16 protein-coding genes are annotated in these 17,573 nt (G+C 34.5%); 2 read left to right on the forward strand and 14 right to left on the reverse strand.

Features of this window, described 5'->3' with window-relative positions; genetic code table 11:
• Positions 1 to 55: 55 nt before the first annotated feature.
• The 6 genes from Q0983_RS15620 to Q0983_RS15645 form a co-directional block, all read right to left on the reverse strand.
• Complete coding sequence (locus tag Q0983_RS15620; protein WP_299555473.1) at positions 56 to 679, reverse strand: JAB domain-containing protein; 624 nt, start codon at positions 677 to 679, stop codon at positions 56 to 58.
• Between the two features lie 189 nt (positions 680 to 868).
• Complete coding sequence (locus tag Q0983_RS15625; RefSeq protein WP_299555476.1) at positions 869 to 1,354, reverse strand: hypothetical protein; 486 nt, start codon at positions 1,352 to 1,354, stop codon at positions 869 to 871.
• 169 nt (positions 1,355 to 1,523) lie between these two features.
• Positions 1,524 to 2,654: an alpha/beta hydrolase-fold protein gene (locus Q0983_RS15630; protein WP_299555479.1), complete on the reverse strand. Its 1,131-nt coding sequence runs from the start codon at positions 2,652 to 2,654 to the stop codon at positions 1,524 to 1,526.
• 161 nt (positions 2,655 to 2,815) lie between these two features.
• Positions 2,816 to 3,433, reverse strand: a complete 618-nt coding sequence (locus tag Q0983_RS15635) for a tetratricopeptide repeat protein (protein ID WP_299555481.1) — start codon at positions 3,431 to 3,433, stop codon at positions 2,816 to 2,818.
• A gap of 240 nt (positions 3,434 to 3,673) precedes the next feature.
• The gene (locus tag Q0983_RS15640) at positions 3,674 to 4,972 is read right to left on the reverse strand and encodes an AbiH family protein (protein ID WP_299555484.1); all 1,299 of its coding nucleotides are present in this window, start codon (positions 4,970 to 4,972) and stop codon (positions 3,674 to 3,676) included.
• Between the two features lie 208 nt (positions 4,973 to 5,180).
• Complete coding sequence (locus Q0983_RS15645) at positions 5,181 to 5,363, reverse strand: SymE family type I addiction module toxin (protein WP_299555486.1); 183 nt, start codon at positions 5,361 to 5,363, stop codon at positions 5,181 to 5,183.
• Between the two features lie 32 nt (positions 5,364 to 5,395).
• Between Q0983_RS15645 and Q0983_RS15650 the strand changes: the two genes are divergently transcribed.
• Positions 5,396 to 5,617, forward strand: a complete 222-nt coding sequence (locus Q0983_RS15650; RefSeq protein WP_299555489.1) for a helix-turn-helix transcriptional regulator — start codon at positions 5,396 to 5,398, stop codon at positions 5,615 to 5,617.
• Positions 5,618 to 5,662: 45 nt separating this feature from the next.
• Here Q0983_RS15650 and Q0983_RS15655 read toward each other — a convergent pair whose 3' ends face one another.
• The 8 genes from Q0983_RS15655 to Q0983_RS15690 all read right to left on the reverse strand — a co-directional run bounded on the left by Q0983_RS15655 (position 5,663) and on the right by Q0983_RS15690 (position 14,659).
• A complete protein-coding gene (locus tag Q0983_RS15655) occupies positions 5,663 to 6,220 on the reverse strand; it encodes a hypothetical protein (protein WP_299555492.1) in 558 nt (185 codons plus the stop codon).
• Positions 6,221 to 6,378: 158 nt separating this feature from the next.
• On the reverse strand, positions 6,379 to 6,957 hold the full coding sequence (locus Q0983_RS15660; protein WP_299555495.1) for a hypothetical protein: 579 nt from the start codon (positions 6,955 to 6,957) through the stop codon (positions 6,379 to 6,381).
• A gap of 93 nt (positions 6,958 to 7,050) precedes the next feature.
• A complete protein-coding gene (gene gatB/aspS, locus Q0983_RS15665; protein WP_299555498.1) occupies positions 7,051 to 10,389 on the reverse strand; it encodes a bifunctional amidotransferase subunit GatB/aspartate--tRNA ligase AspS in 3,339 nt (1,112 codons plus the stop codon).
• Entirely contained in the window at positions 10,389 to 11,789 is a 1,401-nt protein-coding gene (locus Q0983_RS15670) for an amidase family protein (RefSeq protein WP_299555501.1), read from the reverse strand. Before Q0983_RS15670 ends, gatB/aspS begins: the two co-directional genes overlap by 1 nt.
• 2 nt (positions 11,790 to 11,791) lie before the next feature.
• Positions 11,792 to 12,058, reverse strand: coding sequence for a hypothetical protein (locus tag Q0983_RS15675; RefSeq protein WP_299555505.1), 267 nt, complete (start codon positions 12,056 to 12,058; stop codon positions 11,792 to 11,794).
• Between the two features lie 568 nt (positions 12,059 to 12,626).
• A complete protein-coding gene (locus Q0983_RS15680) occupies positions 12,627 to 13,292 on the reverse strand; it encodes an acyloxyacyl hydrolase (protein ID WP_299555508.1) in 666 nt (221 codons plus the stop codon).
• Positions 13,293 to 13,357: 65 nt separating this feature from the next.
• Positions 13,358 to 13,879 carry a hypothetical protein gene (locus Q0983_RS15685; RefSeq protein ID WP_299555511.1) on the reverse strand — a complete coding sequence of 174 codons (522 nt, stop codon included), beginning with the start codon at positions 13,877 to 13,879 and terminating at the stop codon, positions 13,358 to 13,360.
• 123 nt (positions 13,880 to 14,002) lie between these two features.
• Positions 14,003 to 14,659, reverse strand: a complete 657-nt coding sequence (locus Q0983_RS15690) for an AraC family transcriptional regulator (RefSeq protein WP_299555514.1) — start codon at positions 14,657 to 14,659, stop codon at positions 14,003 to 14,005.
• A gap of 870 nt (positions 14,660 to 15,529) precedes the next feature.
• On the opposite strand from Q0983_RS15690, the gene gyrB reads away from it, so the two are divergent.
• Entirely contained in the window at positions 15,530 to 17,470 is a 1,941-nt protein-coding gene (gene gyrB, locus Q0983_RS15695) for a DNA topoisomerase (ATP-hydrolyzing) subunit B (protein WP_299555517.1), read from the forward strand.
• The last annotated feature ends 103 nt before the right edge of the window (positions 17,471 to 17,573 follow it).

The following is a 17,573-nucleotide window of genomic DNA, read 5'->3' on the forward strand; positions in this document are numbered from 1 at the left end:
CATTGGTTTAGCCCAAAAAAACAATTTTTTATATACTTTGTTAGGCACTGGCTTTTTATTTTTTTCGTACTCTTAACTTTTGAACTTCTTCAATCGATAAACCTGTAATTTCAGAAATATCTTCATCCTTTGTCCCTCTCCGCTTAAGTTCTTTTGCTATTTCAATTTTTTCTTTTCGTTTAGCAATTTCTGCTACTTCTTTCTTAATCCTTTGTTCAAGCACATAGGTAGGAACGTATTTTGTGCTTTTTTTCAATTCGTCTAAAAGTCCGATGTCAGCAAAGCTTAAGTAGCTTTTGTCAGATATTATTAAATGGTCAATAACCTCGGTATCCACAATAATGCCTACTTGGATTAATCTATCCGAAATATCTTTATCGGCCTCAGATGGTTTTAATTCTCCGCTTGGATGGTTATGGCATAAAATGATTCTCACAGCCCTTTTTTGCAAAGAAAGACTAAAGACCTCCATAGGCTCCGCTAGAGCTTTATTTACGGTTCCTAAACTGATGAGTTCAATAAATAGAATTCGATTATTATTCTCAAGTCCGATAACCCAAAAATGCTCCCTGTTTTGGTCAATTTTGTCTTCACGAAGCAGAATCTTTTGCATAATTCCGTAAATATCATCGGAATTCAGGATTTTAATTTTTTCTTCTTCTGTCAGTTTTATGTCCATAAGGTAAATGTAAGACTTTTTTTAAAATCGAAGACGTATCTTTAGCTTGTGCCTAACGGTTTAGGCTATGAGTAGTTGCGTAGTTTAGTACTTAATTTTGCAAGTACACGCCAAGCTGAAAATCCGCAAGGATTTTCAGAAGTAGGATAGAACAAGTAATTACTTATAGCGATCTTTGTTGGCATTTCGTTAGTTTTTCGATCGAAATTTATTCATAATGTTTTTGTGTTCATCTCCATAAAAGGTTACATCTATTGAAATATTCCATTCGGTTTGAGAAATTCTTTTTCCACTTATTGTTCCTGTTGGGGGAACGTCTTTATTTGGGTCATATTCAAAATAACAAAAACAACTCTTTGAAAAAACAGCTTTAATATCTAACAACTCACCATTCTCATAGTTAAACTCTGTAAGTGTTGGGTTTATTTCAAAACGAATAAATTCAGAATATTCATCATCCGAGACATTAACATCGTCTTCTGCTGAATATTCATATTCAAACACTAAGTTAGATCCTTGCTCAATGTTTCCATATTTCATATAGCTCTCATCATATGTTTCAATATTCAGTTTTTTATTTTCTGAAAAATTATAAGAATAGTATTCTTCATTTTCTTTTGAGCAAGAAGTCAAAACAAAACTTGTTAAAACTAAAATTTTTATAAATATTTTCATTTTGATTATTTTTTCAGGTGTCATTTAATGAATGCCAACGGTTCGTTTATGGAAAGTTGCGTAGTTTGTGTACGAGGATTTTCCAAAGGAAAATCAGAAGCTAGCAAACGAGCAACTCACATTGGTTAAGCTAAAACTAGCAATTTTTTATATACATTGTTATAGCCCGTTATTTATTATTTCTTTTATCATAACTCATAAACCAATCATATAATTCATTCTCTGGATATACCAACCAATGAATCCAATGTCCAACACTTTTTTTTCTTGTATATTTTACTTGACTATTTATGTCGTTTAGTCTATTTATCAAATAATCTGTTTCTTCAACTGGTACTACGTTATCTAATTCTCCATGAAATGCCCAAATTGGCATTTTTTTTAAATTCTCAATGTTTTCTGAAATATAATCCATATGTCTGGTGAAACCACTCATTGGTGCAATTGCTGTAAATTTATCTGAATATTTTGTTGCAATATACCAAGTTCCAGAACCTCCTAAACTTTCTCCCGTTAAATAGACCTTATTTGTATCTATCCTGTATTCTTTTATCAAGTCAGAATAAAAGTTTTCAAACCAGTTTTCAGTTGACCAGCGAATATTTTTTGGACATTGAGGGGCAACAATTATGAAAGGGAAATTACGACCTCGATAAATTTGGTCAAATGGACCAGCATCATATAAATCAAGAGTGTCTGTCCCGCGGGCAGAACCGCCATGAAGAAAAATTAATAAAGGATATTCTTTGAGAGCATTACTTGCATAACTCGTTGGCAAATAAGTAATGTATTGATAGGAGACTGTTTCAGGGGATTGATTAATGCCATTTTTGAATGTTAAGTCATACTCTAAATCTCCTTTTTCATTCCAATATTTACAAGTCCCATTTAATTGTCCATTATTCCATTTTTTTTCAGATTCTTTAATCCCGTTTTCATACCATGAAACGGCTAATCCATCTCTTAATCCATTTTTGTAATTTGCATCATAAATTAGTTGTCCGTTTTTTGCCCACTCTTTATATCTCCCCTGTTTTGTGTTTGTGCCATAATTACATTGAAGTTCTTCTTTTACGTTTTTATCAAAATTTGAATAATAGGCATCCATTTGAATTTGTCCGTTTGGATAATAGTCTTCAACATGAATCAAATTGTTTTTATCCAATGTTTCAATTATTCTCTTATATACAATTGTATCATATTTTGAAATGGGAAAGTGCAAAAAATATGTATCAATCGTTTGAGCTTGTAAACCAATCGAAGTCAAAATCAAGATAAATATTGTTGCGCGTTGTTTCATCCTAATGGGCTATAACGGTTTTGTGTATGATTAGTTGCGTGTTTAAGCAACTAATTTAATAAACAAAAACGAACGAGAGAAAATTCCGAAGGAATTTTCCAAATAAGCACTAACCCAAGCAATTAATTATACACTTTGTTGTAAGTAGTGTTTTTAATTAATTATTTCTGCTGAATACAATATTCTTTTAGAACTTCTCTGGCATCATTGTCACCCATTTTTGCTGATTTTATAAAATTTTGACAAGCTTTAATCGAATCATTTTTTCCATAATATGCCTCACCTATATAATAGAAGCAATCCTTTTTTTTGTAGTTGGATTTAAGTGATTTGTTCAAGTCAGAAATTGCATTATCAAACTTTTCTAATTCTAAATATTCTATACCACGTTCAAAATATATTTCGCAATCCAGCTTGTTATAGTTATTATCACTATCAAATCGGTTATAGTCTATGTTTGTTTGAAACGCCATTGGAGTGCCATTTGAAATTTCAAAACTTTCTAGAGAGCCTTTTGTCTTAAGAGCTTTTGTGTAAAACAAAACAGCTTGATTATGTTCATCTAGCATACTATAACTATTTCCAATATTGAAAAGGACTACTGTATTTTCAGGGTCAAATTCAAGTATTTTTTTATAGTCAACAATACCTTCTTTCACTAGCCCTAATCTCGTTTTATAAGTACCTCTATTTAGTAAAGCAGCTCTAAAATTTTCTTGCTTATCTATAGCTTTATCTAATAATTGAATGGCTAATTTTAAATCTCCCTTCTGTTTCATTTCTAAAGAAGTATTGTAGTATTCAGCAGCGCTTCTGAAGTCGCAGGAGTTTAAAAAAGATATGATTATTGATATGTAAATTAGGTTCTTCGGCATTACTTACAACGGTCTAGTGTATGATTTCGTTGCATGTTTAAGTACTAAAGTTAGCAAATAAATCACAGATAGAAAGTCCGCGAGGACTTTCGTAAGTAAGCTCTAACTAGCAATGAATTATACACATTGTTAGCAACTGGCTTTTTAGTTCAGAGGTTCGCAATATGTTTTATTTACAACTCTATCTCTCATTAAAGCCTTGTCATTAAAATTCCGTGAAATGTTTTTAATTATATCGCTAAAATTATCTTTATTATCTCCTTTATTGTGATAAAAAACTTTAATTGAAGCGCAGTTATCATTTTCAAAAACTGTATTTAATAATGTTCTATCTGATGTACCACAAGAATGTCCCATTATCATTATTTGATAATTTCCAGCATTAACAAACTCTAATAACCTTTTGTAATTATCAGTATCCAAATATTTTATAGATTTTATATTCTCTAAATAGTCATTATTATTAAGTCTCTCTATTTTTTTATAGTCTTCATCTAGTTCATCCCCAAAACCAAAAATTATGGGGTTTTTGTCTTCTTTTCTATTGCTTCCGTGAATATGATTAAACTCTACTGTTTTTCCATTTCCCCATGTAGACAATCTAGGTGGTGATTCATAATAGAGTTCTGTAAGAGTATAATTAAAATTTAAAAAGAGTGTTAGGTTAGGTAATAAGTCAAAGAAAACATGAGCATCTTGTGAAATCATCATGCTTTTGAATTCCTCTCTACTTGCATCAGCACCAATTGCTTGAATAAGCGATATTCTTTTTTTGGACAATTCACTTCTTTCAACATTACCATCTTTAAATGCCTCAGCATCTTTTACAAAGTCAGCATATTCAAGGTCAATTTTTTGATTTAAAGAGCTTTCTGAAAAATCTCTTAAATTGAAATGAGAATATATTTTTTTCTCTATTCTATTCCTAGTTCTTGAGAAATTTGTGTTTTTACTTTTATCAAATTCCAGTTCAATTTTTAATAGATATTCCTCTAATAAATTCTTTACTCTTTCAAAGTCTTCATTAAGTTGTTGAATAGTATAATCTAGTGTCCCTTTATCTTTGTCAGTAAAAGATTTTTTGAGTAATTCATAATATTCGATTTCAATATCTACCCAATTCAGTTCTTTTTGCTTTTTTGTAAGTATTTCTAAGAATTTATTCTTAAACGAAAGATTGATATTTTGTGACTTTAAATTAGTTAATAAGCCTTCAAAATTTGTTGCGTCAATCTTAGTAGTATCTCCCCAAGAACCATGAAGTCCATCTACTATGATTTCTTCATTTTCAAATGTCTTTCCTAAGCTTGTAATATTGCTAGCTGCAGAATGTTGTAGTTGAGTAATTATTTTTTCCCAATAATCCTTTAAAAAATGATTGTAGCTGGTATTCATTCCATGTGCTAAATCAAAACCATTTCCAATAAGTATTATTCTGTTCATTAATTATCTCGATTGTTTGGTTGAGCTTGTTGCTAACGGTTTTGTGTATGATTAGTTGCGTGTTTGAGCAACTAATTTAATAAACAAAAACGAACGAGAGAAAATTCCGAAGGAATTTTCCAAGTAGGGACTTTGCAAGCAATTAATTATACACCTTGTTGGGCGTAGTTATTTTTCTTCTTTTTTGTCGGTCAGTGTAATAGTCAGCTTATTCTTTTTGTTGTTTGATTTCAATTTCTTTTCCGATTTCAAATCCAAGTTCTTTCAGCCACTTTCCCTCAAGTCGAATTTCAGGGACGGGAGTATATTTCCATTCTCGAGGTTGGAATTTTTTATAGATTTTTAATTTCCTAAATCGGCTTATTAAAGATTTGTTCGTTATTCCGAACACAATATATAAATAATTTATAGATATTCGGTATAGTGAACACGAAAGAATCAAAATATTTTCAAAAGTTAGGTGCTAAAATCAGGCAACTAAGAGAAGAAAAAGAGATTGACCAAAAGTCATTTGCTTTTGATTGTGAGATTGGTAGAACTCAATTATATATGATTGAAAAAGGTAGAACAAATCCGCGTTTACTTACTTTGATGAAGATTGCGGCTGGTTTGGAAATTTCTATTTCCGAACTTCTAAGAATTTAATAAAGAAATATATTCTTTAACTCAATTCTTTGTTATGAGTAGTTTTTAATTCAGTTCAACTTTTAGTTTAGATTTAACTTGTCTATTAATCAGCAATTCTATTTCAAACTCATTTTCTATTTTCATATAAGCAAAATTTGTCCGCCCATATTCACAAATCCTTTTGACAACTTTTCCAATTACTGTCAATAACGCTATTTGAATTTTCTTCTCATACTGAAAGAAACTCGGAAATATTGATTTGACATTCCATTCGGTTGATTCTATTTTTCCAGCTTTTGGTTTGTATTTAATATTCTCCGCTTTTCTTAATTCTGATTCAAAAAATACCGAAGCCTTAATATCTTTTTTCTCAGCTCGTGACTCAATCATTATCTTTTCTATGAGTTCGGGTACTTTTAAAAATAGAATTCCTCCACAAAATGTATTTATTACAAGGAATTTTCCTTTGTCCAAAAAGAAATCAAAATCCGCTTTAAGAAGTTCCTGTTCCTTTAAACTTAAATTTGAAGAAATAAGCTCAAACTCTCTATCAAGGTCAAAATGAAAATTCTGCCCTGTTTCGAATTCAATATCTTTTATTTCATCTGTTAGATTGTTCATTTTCTCAAATTACGCCCAACGGTCGCGGCTATGAGTAGTTGCGTGATTTAGAACTTAACCTTACAAGTACACACCAAGTTGGAAATTCCTGCGGAATTTCCAAAGTAGTCTAGAACAAGCAATTACTTATAGACATTGTTGTGGTGTCGTTATTTTTATTAATTTAATAATTCGCCAAGTATTGAAGAATCAGTATTTTCTGTTGTTTCAAGTTTATATTCAAATATTTGTTCGTTTCGGATTTTTTTAAATTCATCAATTGAATAAGTGAATGATTGATTTTTAAATTTACAAGGTAGTTTGTCAAGTCGCTTTTTTATTTCTTTCCGCTTGAAATCTTTTGGAATTTTCCACTCAGTTCCGTTCTCAACTTCTATTTCCACGTAGTTTAGTCCTATTTTACTTAAAATATCTAAAGTTTTTTGATAGTCGATTATCTTCTCAATTATCAAGTCATATCGTTTTCCTCTAATTCCAATTTCAAATCCGTAAATCCATTCGTCAAGACTCAAAGCGCTACCTGGTTGAAGAAAATCAGATGAACTTTTGTCAACTATTATTCCATTATAAGCTCCAACTAAAAAATTGTTTGGGTCGGGATTTAATTCTTTAAATGGGATGTACCAAAGCGATTCTCGTTCCAAAATATTAAAAGAGTCAACAATATAATCCTTATAAATCTCATTTTTTTCGAGAAAGGACTTTGTAATTTGTATGGCTTTTTCTTTATCGTTCATCTTAATGCACCACAACTCGTTATATAATAATATTTATTACTAATATCCCGAAAATAAGTCAGGATATTAGTAGTTTTTTGTTCCTGTTATCCGTTATTTCCGAACAACCTTAACATTCATCTCCTCAACCTTTTTATCTGATAAAGGCGAAGGCGCTCCAAACAGTAAGTCTTCGCTGGTTCCTGTTTTTGGGAAGGCCATAACTTCTCTGATAGACGCTTTCTTTTCTAAGATCATCATCAAACGGTCTACACCCCAGGCAATCCCACCATGAGGCGGAGCACCATAATGAAAGGCTTTATACATGGTGCCTACACTCTTCATCATGTCGTCTTTATTGTAGCCCATATTTTTATAGGTAGCCTCTAAAATTTCCGGTTTATGTGCACGCACAGAACCTCCTCCAATTTCATAACCGTTCAAAATCAAATCGTATTGCTGGGCAATGATAGAGCCAATCTCTTCTTCTTTACCATTGATATGTTTATCAATATCATAGGTGGCCGGCATAGAGAACGGGTTATGGGTAAAGGTCCAGTTACCATCATCGGTCTTTTCAAACATTGGGAAATCTATCACCCAGGCCGGTCTTAATTCTTTTGAGTTGATCAACTTTAACATTTTACCCATTTCCTGGCGAACCGCATCTAAGGCTTTATTAGCCGTAGCGTAATCGGCAGCAGAGAAGAATACGATATCTCCGATCTGGGCATTGGTCATTTCAATAATACCTGCGGCAATATCTTCACCCAAAAATTTAATAATGGGCGATTGTAAATCGTTCTCATTAACTATGATATAAGCTAATCCACCCAGACCATGCGCCTGAGCTATGGCAGTTAATTTCTCTATCTGCCCTTTAGATATACGTTTGTTACCCTGTTCTTCAGCTGACACTTTGATACATTTTACTATACCGCCTTCATCAATGGGTTTGCTAAACACCTGGAATGTGGTGTCCTTTACTATATCGGTGATGTCCTGCATCTCCAAACCAAAGCGCAGATCCGGTCGATCACAACCGTATTTATCCATGGCTTCCTTATAGGTCAGAACCTCAAAGGGTTTCAGGGTCCATTTTTTACCGTAGATCTTTTTAACGATGTCATTGAACATATGGGTATTCAAATCCATGATTTGCTGCATGCTGGCATAAGCCATTTCAATATCCAGTTGGGTGAATTCCGGTTGACGGTCACCACGGGAATCTTCGTCCCTGAAACAACGGGCAATCTGGAAGTACTTTTCGTAACCACTTACCATCAGCATTTGTTTGAATTGCTGGGGTGCCTGTGGTAAAGTATAAAATGAGCCTGCCTCTTTTCGTGAAGGCACTAAAAATTCCCTGGCACCTTCATCGGTTCCGGCACTTAATATCGGTGTTTCTATTTCCAGAAAATCCTGCTCGTCCAAAATATCACGCATCAGTTTAATGACCTTGTGACGGTTCTTAATGACGCGATGCACGTCTTTATTCCTGTGATCTAAAAACTTGTATTGGAACCGTGTGGTTTCGTTTGTTTTTGTGGCACGCTTTATTTCGAAAGGCAGCGTTTTAGATAAATTCAGAATTTCCAACTCTGAAGTTTCCAGCTCAATGGTTCCCGTTCTTAAGCCCGGGTTAAAATCGTCTTCTTTACGTTTAACTATTTCACCTGTTACCATGATAACCGATTCCGGCTTTAGTTTAACCAGTTCGTCTAAATTAGGGAAGGATTCTCTGCTTAATCGCACCTGGAAGATCTCATTGCTGGAATCGCGCAGATCAATAAATATTAATTCTCCGTGATCACGAACACTGGATACCCAACCGGCTAAAGTTACCTTTTCGGAAATAGAATCTTCCGTCAAATCAGTTGCGATATGTGTTCTGTATTCATCTTTTACCACTAACGGGATTTCCGCTAATGTTTCTTCCTCTTCTTTAGTTGCCGTTTTGTGGGCATCAGTTTTAGAAGGATCGGTTTTGCTTTCAGGTTTTGAAATGTCAATAGTGTCTGAAGCCAGAGCATCTAAAATACCTTGACGGATCACTTTTCCGGAAGCGCCTTTTCCTATAATGCCAATAACTTTTCCAACCAAAATGCCTGCTTTCCCCTGGTCCCCGGCTTTAATGTCATTTGCTATAGCTTCATTATCGCCGATCACTTTTGCAATAGCATCATCAATCTTCTCTTTTGAAATGGTATTGTCTTCAAAATATTTGTTATAGTCAAAAGTCCGGTCTTTTAAATAAGAGGTAATCGCATTTTGAACTAAAACAGATGTGATCTTTTCTTCTTTGAACAGTTTGAAAATGTCAATAAGATGCTCAATTCTGTAGATATCGACATAGTCGTCAGCCCCAATATTATTTACTAATGTTTTGGCCACAAATGAAGGATCATTAAGTTCTTTATTTATTGTCATAAAGGTTTTAGAACGTAACGAATCGGCTGTAAAGAATTTGGCATCCTGAGGCAATACACCACCTCTGATCAAAATGCGCTCGACGGCATGAGGTAATTCGCTGACGTCTACATGAATGGAATCAACAACGTCTTTTATATTTACGAACGGTAGATCCGGTTCGGAGATGAAACGATAATCAGCTTCATACTCCTTTTTACGCATGGTTTTGGTTTGCTTCAGATCGGCATCAAAAAGCACGGTAGTTTGATCCGGCCTGAACTCTTTGTGCTCCAGATAATAGTTGAGCTGTTTTTCAACTTCTTCCTTTAAAGCTTCGGTCATAAACTTAAACGAGTTGAGGTTTTTGATTTCCGTACGAGGGTTTAAGTTATAGCTGCGTTTTTTTCGCAACGATACCGAAACATCTGATTTAAACTCACCTTTTTCAAGGTTTGCCTCTGATATTTTTAGGTTCTGAACTATACGCTGTAAGTATTGCGCATAGGTTGAAGCATCTTCAATATGGTGGATACAGGGTTCGGTAACGATCTCAATTAACGGTACACCGGCCTTATTAAAATCAACTAAAGAAACGGTTTTCTCGTGCATTAATTTGGCCGCATCTTCCTCAATATGAACCTGGGTTAAATTAACGGTGAATTCACTTCCGTCATTTCTAAAACAAGAGACTTGTCCATCAGGAATGATCGGGTTGTGGAACTGTGTGATCTGGATGTTCTTCGGGTTATCCGGATACTCATAGTGCTTTCTGTCCCAGGAGATCACATCGTTTCTAAAGGTTGATTTTACTGCTTTTCCAAAATAAATAGCCTTTGTAACTGCTTCTTTATTTACAGCAGGTAACACACCCATTTGTCCTGTACAAACAGAACAAATATGTTCATTAGGAGTCTCAGTCTCTTCATTAGGACAAGAGCAGAACAACTTGGTTTTCGTGTTTAACCGGATGTGCGTTTCCAATCCGATAACCAATTCTAATTCGTGGGCTTTTAAAGCCTCATTTAATTGCTCCAAATCCATTATATCGTATCTTTTAAGAAGTTAGCAAACTTCAAAACAAGTTCGTCATTGTCTTTTGCGGCTGTGATCTGTAAGCCGGTTGTTGTGCCTTGAGGCACGGTTAAAGTTGGGAGTTGCCCTAAGCTGAACCCAACTGTATAGGCATCGGATAAATACATCGCCAAAGGGTCCTTTAAGCTATCGCCAATTTTCGGCGGGGTACCCGGCGTCACAGGGGAAATGATAATGTCCACCTCATTGAAATCTTTTTCAAAGTTCTCAGAGATTTGATCTCTAAGAGCCAGTCCTTTCAGGTAAATTTCATCGCTAAATCCCTGAGAAAGTACCTGGTTGCCACCAACAATTCTGCGTTTAGTTTCTTCGGAGAAGTTTTCAGAGCGCGTCACGGCATAAGTTTCTTTTAAATTTTCAGACTCAATTCTGTTACCGTAATTAGTGCCGTCCAGTCTGGATAAGTTGGATGCGGTTTCGGCCATAGCCAACGTATAATAGGTAGAGACCAAAGTGTCAGATTTAAAGAAATCCAGTGCTTTAACTTCAATGCCTTTAGCTTTGATCTTTTCAATAGCAGATAAAAAATCGGCTTTTATTTTGGAGTCAATGGCTTCACTTTCAACAAAGTTTTTAAAATAACCAACAGACTTCACAGAGCCGTTCTCGGAAATCGCATTTTCAGGTATGGGTTCAGATTGGTAAGTGGTTTGATCCTTAACATCTTTACCACTCATGGTATTTAAAACAATACGAATATCTTCAATGGTTTTAGCAATGGGCCCGACACAATCCGTGGATGATGCATAGGCCATTAAACCATATCTTGAAATACGCCCGTAAGTTGGTTTTAGACCATACACATGATTGTATCCGGCCGGCTGGCGAACGGAACCGCCGGTATCACCTCCAATAGAAAATACCGTATAACCTTTAGCTACGTTTACAGCAGAACCACCACTGGAACCGCCGCCAACAAGTTCGGGGTTTTGAGCATTTTTCACAGCACCAAAAATGGTATTCTCACTGGAAGACCCATGACCAAAACTATCACAATTCTCTTTGACGATTGGAATAGCACCGGCATCTAAAAGTTTCTGAATGGCCGTAGCGGTGTAAGCCGATTTGTAATTTTTTAACAGATCAGAACTTGCCGTTGTGTATGTGCCTTCTACCATGTACACATCCTTGATGCCAAAGGGAATACCTTCTAATAATCCAATAGACTCACCACGGGCAATTTTAGCATCCACATCAGCGGCTAATTTCAGTGCGGAATCTTCCAACAGGCTATTAACCGTGTTGTTGGTATTAGGTTTTAACAGTTCTAATTTTTCTTTTACCAGGTCTGTACAAGATAGCTCCTTGTTTACCAGTTTTTTATGTAATGAACGAATTTGAGAATCCATAATCATTCCTCTATCACTTTAGAAACAACTAGATATCCTTTTTTTTGCTTCGGGAAATTGGCTTTGATGATTTGCTTTTCAGTGTCGGAACTTTCAATCACCACATCATCTCTTAAATCATTAACAGACACTGCATTATTATTGGTATTAAAGGAACTGGTATTTGTTGTGTGTGCATTCTTGATGACTTCAAATAATTTACTCACCGCTTCAGAGGGTTGAGCGCCTTTAATACTCGACAATACGTCGACTGTCATAATTTTACTCATGTTTCAATTTTTAGATTAAAAAAAGCCTTCCGTAACTGGAAGGCTTCAAATATTTTTAAACAATAACCTTCCCTTCCTATATGATAGGATTATTAGAATTGTTATTGTTATTATTGTTTCTCATTTTGTCCCGCCAAAGATATGTAGAATAAATGTAGCAAGCTCAATTTTTTTTATACCCTATTTCATTATTATCGAATTAATAAAATATTGATTTTAATTTGTAAGTTCTTCAATGTATTTGCCTGAATTGTTCATTTTATATTCGTCATTTACCCTAATAAATTATTACTATCAAATAAAAAATGGTTTTTAAGTAGTAAAAGCATAATGTAAGATTGTAGGCAATTTTATGTGTTTTTTAATTTTGAAACCGGGTTTTAAGAAGCGAAATCAATTCTAAGGGACTTGTTAAGTTAAATAGTTCAGGTTTTTATCATACCAGCCTGTTTATATATTACAAGTAGTTTTACTAAATAGTTTGCCCTGCTTCATTTTAGATTTAGAAATAGTGCAGTTTTAGAAGACTGCTTCAAGTATTGGGGCTTCCCGGCATTAATATATTGGTTTAATAAATAGTTGGGGTCTTAAGAGGTATGGTGAAACCAACTTCAAAATTCAAGCTATTATACCCTCTGTTGGGGTAGTTCATTCCTGCATTTGATACGTGTCTCATGCTTAATCTGAAATCCAATAGCACTAAATTGATATTATAGTTAAGTCCCATAGCCACAATATTTGAAAATGCAAACCCCTTATTCAGCCTTTCTGTTTTCATATTGGAAAAAGTAGGGCCTATGCTCCCCAAAAAATAGGATGTTAAGTTTTTGAAAAGATTATATTTAGCTTGGATACCTATATTGAGTGCATATTCATTTATTACATCTTCAGGTCTGGTTGTAGATTCTGCTATCTTGCCCGCTACGTGTTGTACTGAGCCTAACGATTTGTGTTCGTTGATATAATAAGACGGTTCTAAGTTTACAGCTAGTGCCCAATACCTTTTGTTAGTTAGCTTATAATTTAAATGCAGCTTGTAAAATTTGGTTCTGAAATTATAACTTTTTGAAGGCGAAGGAAAACTTTTATGGGCGCCCTGTCCATAAATAAACCCTAATCCAATTTTGTGATGTTCTATGTTGTTAGTTTGGGAATAAATGAGCCCATACGTGCAAAATATTGTAATTAAAAACAGGTTGTTTTTTCTTTTGGTGTCATTATTGGCCGGTCTCATTATACTTAAAAGTCAAGCGCCCTTATTTATAAAAAAGCTATCAGTCAACTATTCATAAATAAAGGCTATTCTGTTATTAAAAAACGGTAGTCAAATTTGTTAATACATTTTGTCACATTTGTATTAGGGTCAATGACCTCAACATTGTTAAATTGTATTGTCAGTTTATCCCATGTGTCTGAAGTGCCTTTAATGAAGCCAACAGCTATTATTCCGGTGTTGTTGGGTGAGCTAACATACTGGTTGCCGTCCTGGTCAAAGTAATATATCTGAGCTTTATCGGCTTCAAAACCTGTAGTAACATCATAGAAATTTTGGCCGTCTACAAATTCCTCAATAAATATATTAATACCAATTTCCGGCCATTCATCATCGTGATTAATATGAGCACCTACTTGCCAATAATCTGTTGGGGCTTCATCAGTTAACTTATACCCATAAATATCATTGCCTTGAAAATTAATGGGCGTATTACATGAATCATGAATAGCTGCTTTTGTAAAATTATTCAGGCTACCCGTGGTTATTGTACAGTTAAAAAAGAATATAATCAGAATGAGTAGTGATGCTTTAGTTAGGTATTTCATTTCGGTAAAGTTTTAAACCAAATATAAAATCCCAACAAAAAATGTAATTCCAGATTTTGATAAATGACAAAATTCTGGACTAACTTTAAAAAGTTGAAAATGATGCGCTTTAAGTAGTTATAATTATTTTGTTAAGCTTCTTTTAAAGGCCAAGGGTGTTTTCCCAGTGGTCTTTTTAAAAACCTCATAAAAAGCCGATTTTGAATTAAAGCCTGCTTCCATGCCTATTGAGACCATAGTATAATTAGAGAAATCAGGGTTTCTTAAATATGTTTTGGCTGCTTCAACTCTATAGGAGTTGATATAGTCTGTAAAACTGGTTTTTAATTCATTATTTATAACCCGGGATAAATAACTGGGACTGAGATCTAAACTATTTGCAACACTTTCAAGGGTAAGTTGGGGGTCCAGGTAAGTTTTATTCTTTATTAGTAAGTTTTCCAACGCTATGATATGTCCGTTTTTAGATTGACTGTTTGCAGATATACTGGCGTTTTTGGCATAGCGCCTTATTCCTCTCCTGTCTACCAACACGCCATATTTATATATTCCAATATGTCCTAACCAATAAATTATAGCAGCCATGGCTACCCATAGACTGTAAAATATAGTTTCGCCGTTGGTAAAAAAGTTGTTTCTTATAGTCAGGTATGCCCATAAAAAAGTAAAGATCAGTATAATAGACAGGGTTCCCTTTAGCCATTTTATATCCGGTCTTATAAGTTTGTTATTATAAGCTTTGTTCTGTTTTTCGAATTTAGAAATTTGAATGAATATCATTATTAGCAGTACGATACTATACAGTACGGAAAAAAACTCATGATAAATTACTGTATAATAATAAAGATTATTAATAGGATCAACAACATCATATCCCAAAATGACCCTAAATCTAAAAAGTAAGATTAATAATAGAAAAAACAGGAATGGAAGAAAAAGGAGTTTTAATTTTAAAGGCATCTTTTTTTTAGGGAAAAGAAAAAATATAACATAACAATATATTATGGGAGCTATAACAGATGCAAAAGGTAAAAAGATATAAGCATACATGATAAGCAGGGGCATGGCCCCAATATCTGGTAATATATACATCAGGTTACTAATGGAATAACAAAAAATTAATGCTATTAAAAAAAAGCTACTTCTTGAATGATACTTTTTTGTGAAAATTACAATCCCCGTAAAAACAAATCCCTGTATAATTCCAGCGATAATTAAAATATTAAAAATGTTGAAATTCATATTTCCTTAAATGTAACAAAAACTTTACTAACCGGTGTCTTTTTATGAAAAAAAGAAGTGGCTGTTAAAATGTTCACTGGAGCGAACAGCTCCATAGGGCATTTATATTGATAGTTTGTTTTGGCCGGGCAGTAAAAAAACATTAAAATCCATTTTAAGATACTTTTTAGGTGATTTAAGCGACTTTTTATTAATTAACAATTGTTGATAATTTTTGTATAAACTCTCTGAAAAGCTTTTTAACGGCTTTTATATTTCGTATCTTTGTTATAGAAGAATGATGCTAATGCGTCATTTTTTTGTGTTAATGAGATTCTATTTTAATTAGGATTAAACCAAAATTAAACAGCATTATTTCCGTTATATAACAGGAACTTTTTAAAAACGAATAAAATTAAACAAAAGTATATGAGCGAAGAAGCTAAAAAGCACAATTATTCAGCCGATAGTATTCAGGCACTTGAGGGTATGGAGCACGTACGTATGCGTCCGTCCATGTATATCGGTGATGTAGGTGTAAGAGGGTTGCACCATTTGGTTTATGAGGTGGTAGATAACTCCATTGATGAAGCACTGGCTGGACATTGTGACACTATAAAAGTAACTATCAATGAGGATAATTCCATTACTACCGAAGATAACGGTAGAGGAATTCCTGTCGGGTTACATAAAAAAGAAGGCGTCTCTGCACTTGAGGTTGTAATGACCAAGATTGGTGCCGGAGGTAAATTCGATAAAGATTCCTATAAAGTATCCGGTGGTTTACACGGTGTTGGGGTAAGTTGTGTTAATGCACTTTCTGAGCATTTAAAGGCTACCGTATATCGTGAAGGGAAAATTTGGGAGCAGGAATATGAACGTGGAAAAACATTATATCCGGTTAAAACCATAGGGGATTCTGATAGAAACGGAACTGTAGTGACCTTTAAACCGGACCCTCAAATTTTCAATCAAACGCTTGAGTATAATTACGATACTTTGGCTAGTAGATTGCGGGAGCTGGCGTTTCTTAATAAAGGGATCACGGTTGTTTTAACAGATCTGAGACATAAAGATGAAGAAGGTAACGTTATTTCTGAAACCTTCTTTTCCGAGGAAGGGCTTACGGAGTTTGTTAAGTATTTAGATGCTACCAGAGAGCCTTTAATGAAAGATGTTATTGCTTTTGAAGGGGAGAAGAATGGGATTCCGGTAGAGGTTGCCATGATCTATAATACCTCTTATGCCGAGAATTTACATTCTTATGTGAATAACATTAATACGCATGAAGGTGGAACGCATTTAACCGGTTTCAGACGCGGATTAACACATACCTTAAAGAAATATGCCGATTCTTCGGGGTTGACCGATAAATTGAAGTTTGATATTTCAGGTGATGATTTCCGTGAAGGGTTAACTGCTATTATTTCGGTAAAAGTTGCAGAGCCTCAGTTTGAAGGACAAACCAAAACAAAATTGGGGAACAGAGAAGTCTCGGCTTCTGTAAGTCAGGCCGTATCAGAGATGTTAACCGATTATTTGGAGGAACATCCTGATGATGCTAAAACCATTGTTCAAAAGGTAATATTAGCTGCTCAGGCACGTCACGCGGCTCAAAAAGCGCGTGAGATGGTTCAGCGTAAAACCGTGATGAGTATTGGTGGTTTGCCCGGGAAATTAAGTGATTGTTCTGAGCAAGATCCTGCAAAATGTGAAGTGTTCCTGGTGGAGGGAGATTCGGCAGGTGGAACAGCAAAACAAGGAAGGGACAGAGCATTCCAGGCTATTCTTCCGCTTCGTGGAAAAATATTGAATGTTGAAAAAGCCATGCAGCATAAAGTGTTTGAAAACGAAGAGATCAAAAATATCTTTACGGCGCTTGGGGTTACCATAGGTACCGAAGAGGATAGTAAGGCTTTAAATCTTTCAAAATTACGTTATCACAAAATCGTGATCATGTGTGATGCCGATATTGATGGTAGTCACATTGCAACATTGATCTTAACCTTCTTCTTCAGATATATGAAGGAACTGATAGAGAACGGGCATGTTTATATTGCCACGCCACCACTATATTTAGTGAAGCGTGGTGCTAAAAAGCGTTATGCCTGGACTGATAAAGAACGTGATGAGGTGGTTGCAGAATTTGGAGACGGTAGTAAGATACAACGTTATAAAGGTCTTGGAGAAATGAATGCCGAACAATTATGGGATACTACTATGAATCCTGAATTTAGGACCATGCGCCAGGTGCATATTGAAAACGGTTCTGAAGCCGACAGGATCTTCTCCATGTTGATGGGAGATGAAGTGCCACCACGTAGAGAGTTTATTGAAAAGAATGCTATTTATGCGAATATTGATGCGTAATTAAATCTTTTAAAATGATACAAAACCATAATGTTAATTTAATATTATGGTTTTTTTATGGTCGTATTTTTAGTATACTGTTTTAAATAAAATTTATAAATGA

It is taken from the genome of Seonamhaeicola sp. (assembly GCF_028281565.1).
Classification (GTDB): Bacteria; Bacteroidota; Bacteroidia; order Flavobacteriales; family Flavobacteriaceae; genus Seonamhaeicola.

What these genes read in the sequence shown, in the direction of transcription:
- Q0983_RS15620 (WP_299555473.1), bottom strand. Translation starts at nt 679, where the DNA reads ATGGACATAAAACTGACAGAAGAAGAAAAAATTAAAATCCTGAATTCC.
- Q0983_RS15625 (WP_299555476.1), bottom strand. Translation starts at nt 1,354, where the DNA reads ATGAAAATATTTATAAAAATTTTAGTTTTAACAAGTTTTGTTTTGACT.
- Q0983_RS15630 (WP_299555479.1), bottom strand. Translation starts at nt 2,654, where the DNA reads ATGAAACAACGCGCAACAATATTTATCTTGATTTTGACTTCGATTGGT.
- Q0983_RS15635 (WP_299555481.1), bottom strand. Translation starts at nt 3,433, where the DNA reads ATGAAACAGAAGGGAGATTTAAAATTAGCCATTCAATTATTAGATAAA.
- Q0983_RS15640 (WP_299555484.1), bottom strand. Translation starts at nt 4,972, where the DNA reads ATGAACAGAATAATACTTATTGGAAATGGTTTTGATTTAGCACATGGA.
- Q0983_RS15655 (WP_299555492.1), bottom strand. Translation starts at nt 6,220, where the DNA reads ATGAACAATCTAACAGATGAAATAAAAGATATTGAATTCGAAACAGGG.
- Q0983_RS15660 (WP_299555495.1), bottom strand. Translation starts at nt 6,957, where the DNA reads ATGAACGATAAAGAAAAAGCCATACAAATTACAAAGTCCTTTCTCGAA.
- gatB/aspS (WP_299555498.1), bottom strand. Translation starts at nt 10,389, where the DNA reads ATGGATTTGGAGCAATTAAATGAGGCTTTAAAAGCCCACGAATTAGAA.
- Q0983_RS15670 (WP_299555501.1), bottom strand. Translation starts at nt 11,789, where the DNA reads ATGGATTCTCAAATTCGTTCATTACATAAAAAACTGGTAAACAAGGAG.
- Q0983_RS15675 (WP_299555505.1), bottom strand. Translation starts at nt 12,058, where the DNA reads ATGAGTAAAATTATGACAGTCGACGTATTGTCGAGTATTAAAGGCGCT.
- Q0983_RS15680 (WP_299555508.1), bottom strand. Translation starts at nt 13,292, where the DNA reads ATGAGACCGGCCAATAATGACACCAAAAGAAAAAACAACCTGTTTTTA.
- Q0983_RS15685 (WP_299555511.1), bottom strand. Translation starts at nt 13,879, where the DNA reads ATGAAATACCTAACTAAAGCATCACTACTCATTCTGATTATATTCTTT.
- Q0983_RS15690 (WP_299555514.1), bottom strand. Translation starts at nt 14,659, where the DNA reads ATGATATTCATTCAAATTTCTAAATTCGAAAAACAGAACAAAGCTTAT.
- gyrB (WP_299555517.1), top strand. Translation starts at nt 15,530, where the DNA reads ATGAGCGAAGAAGCTAAAAAGCACAATTATTCAGCCGATAGTATTCAG.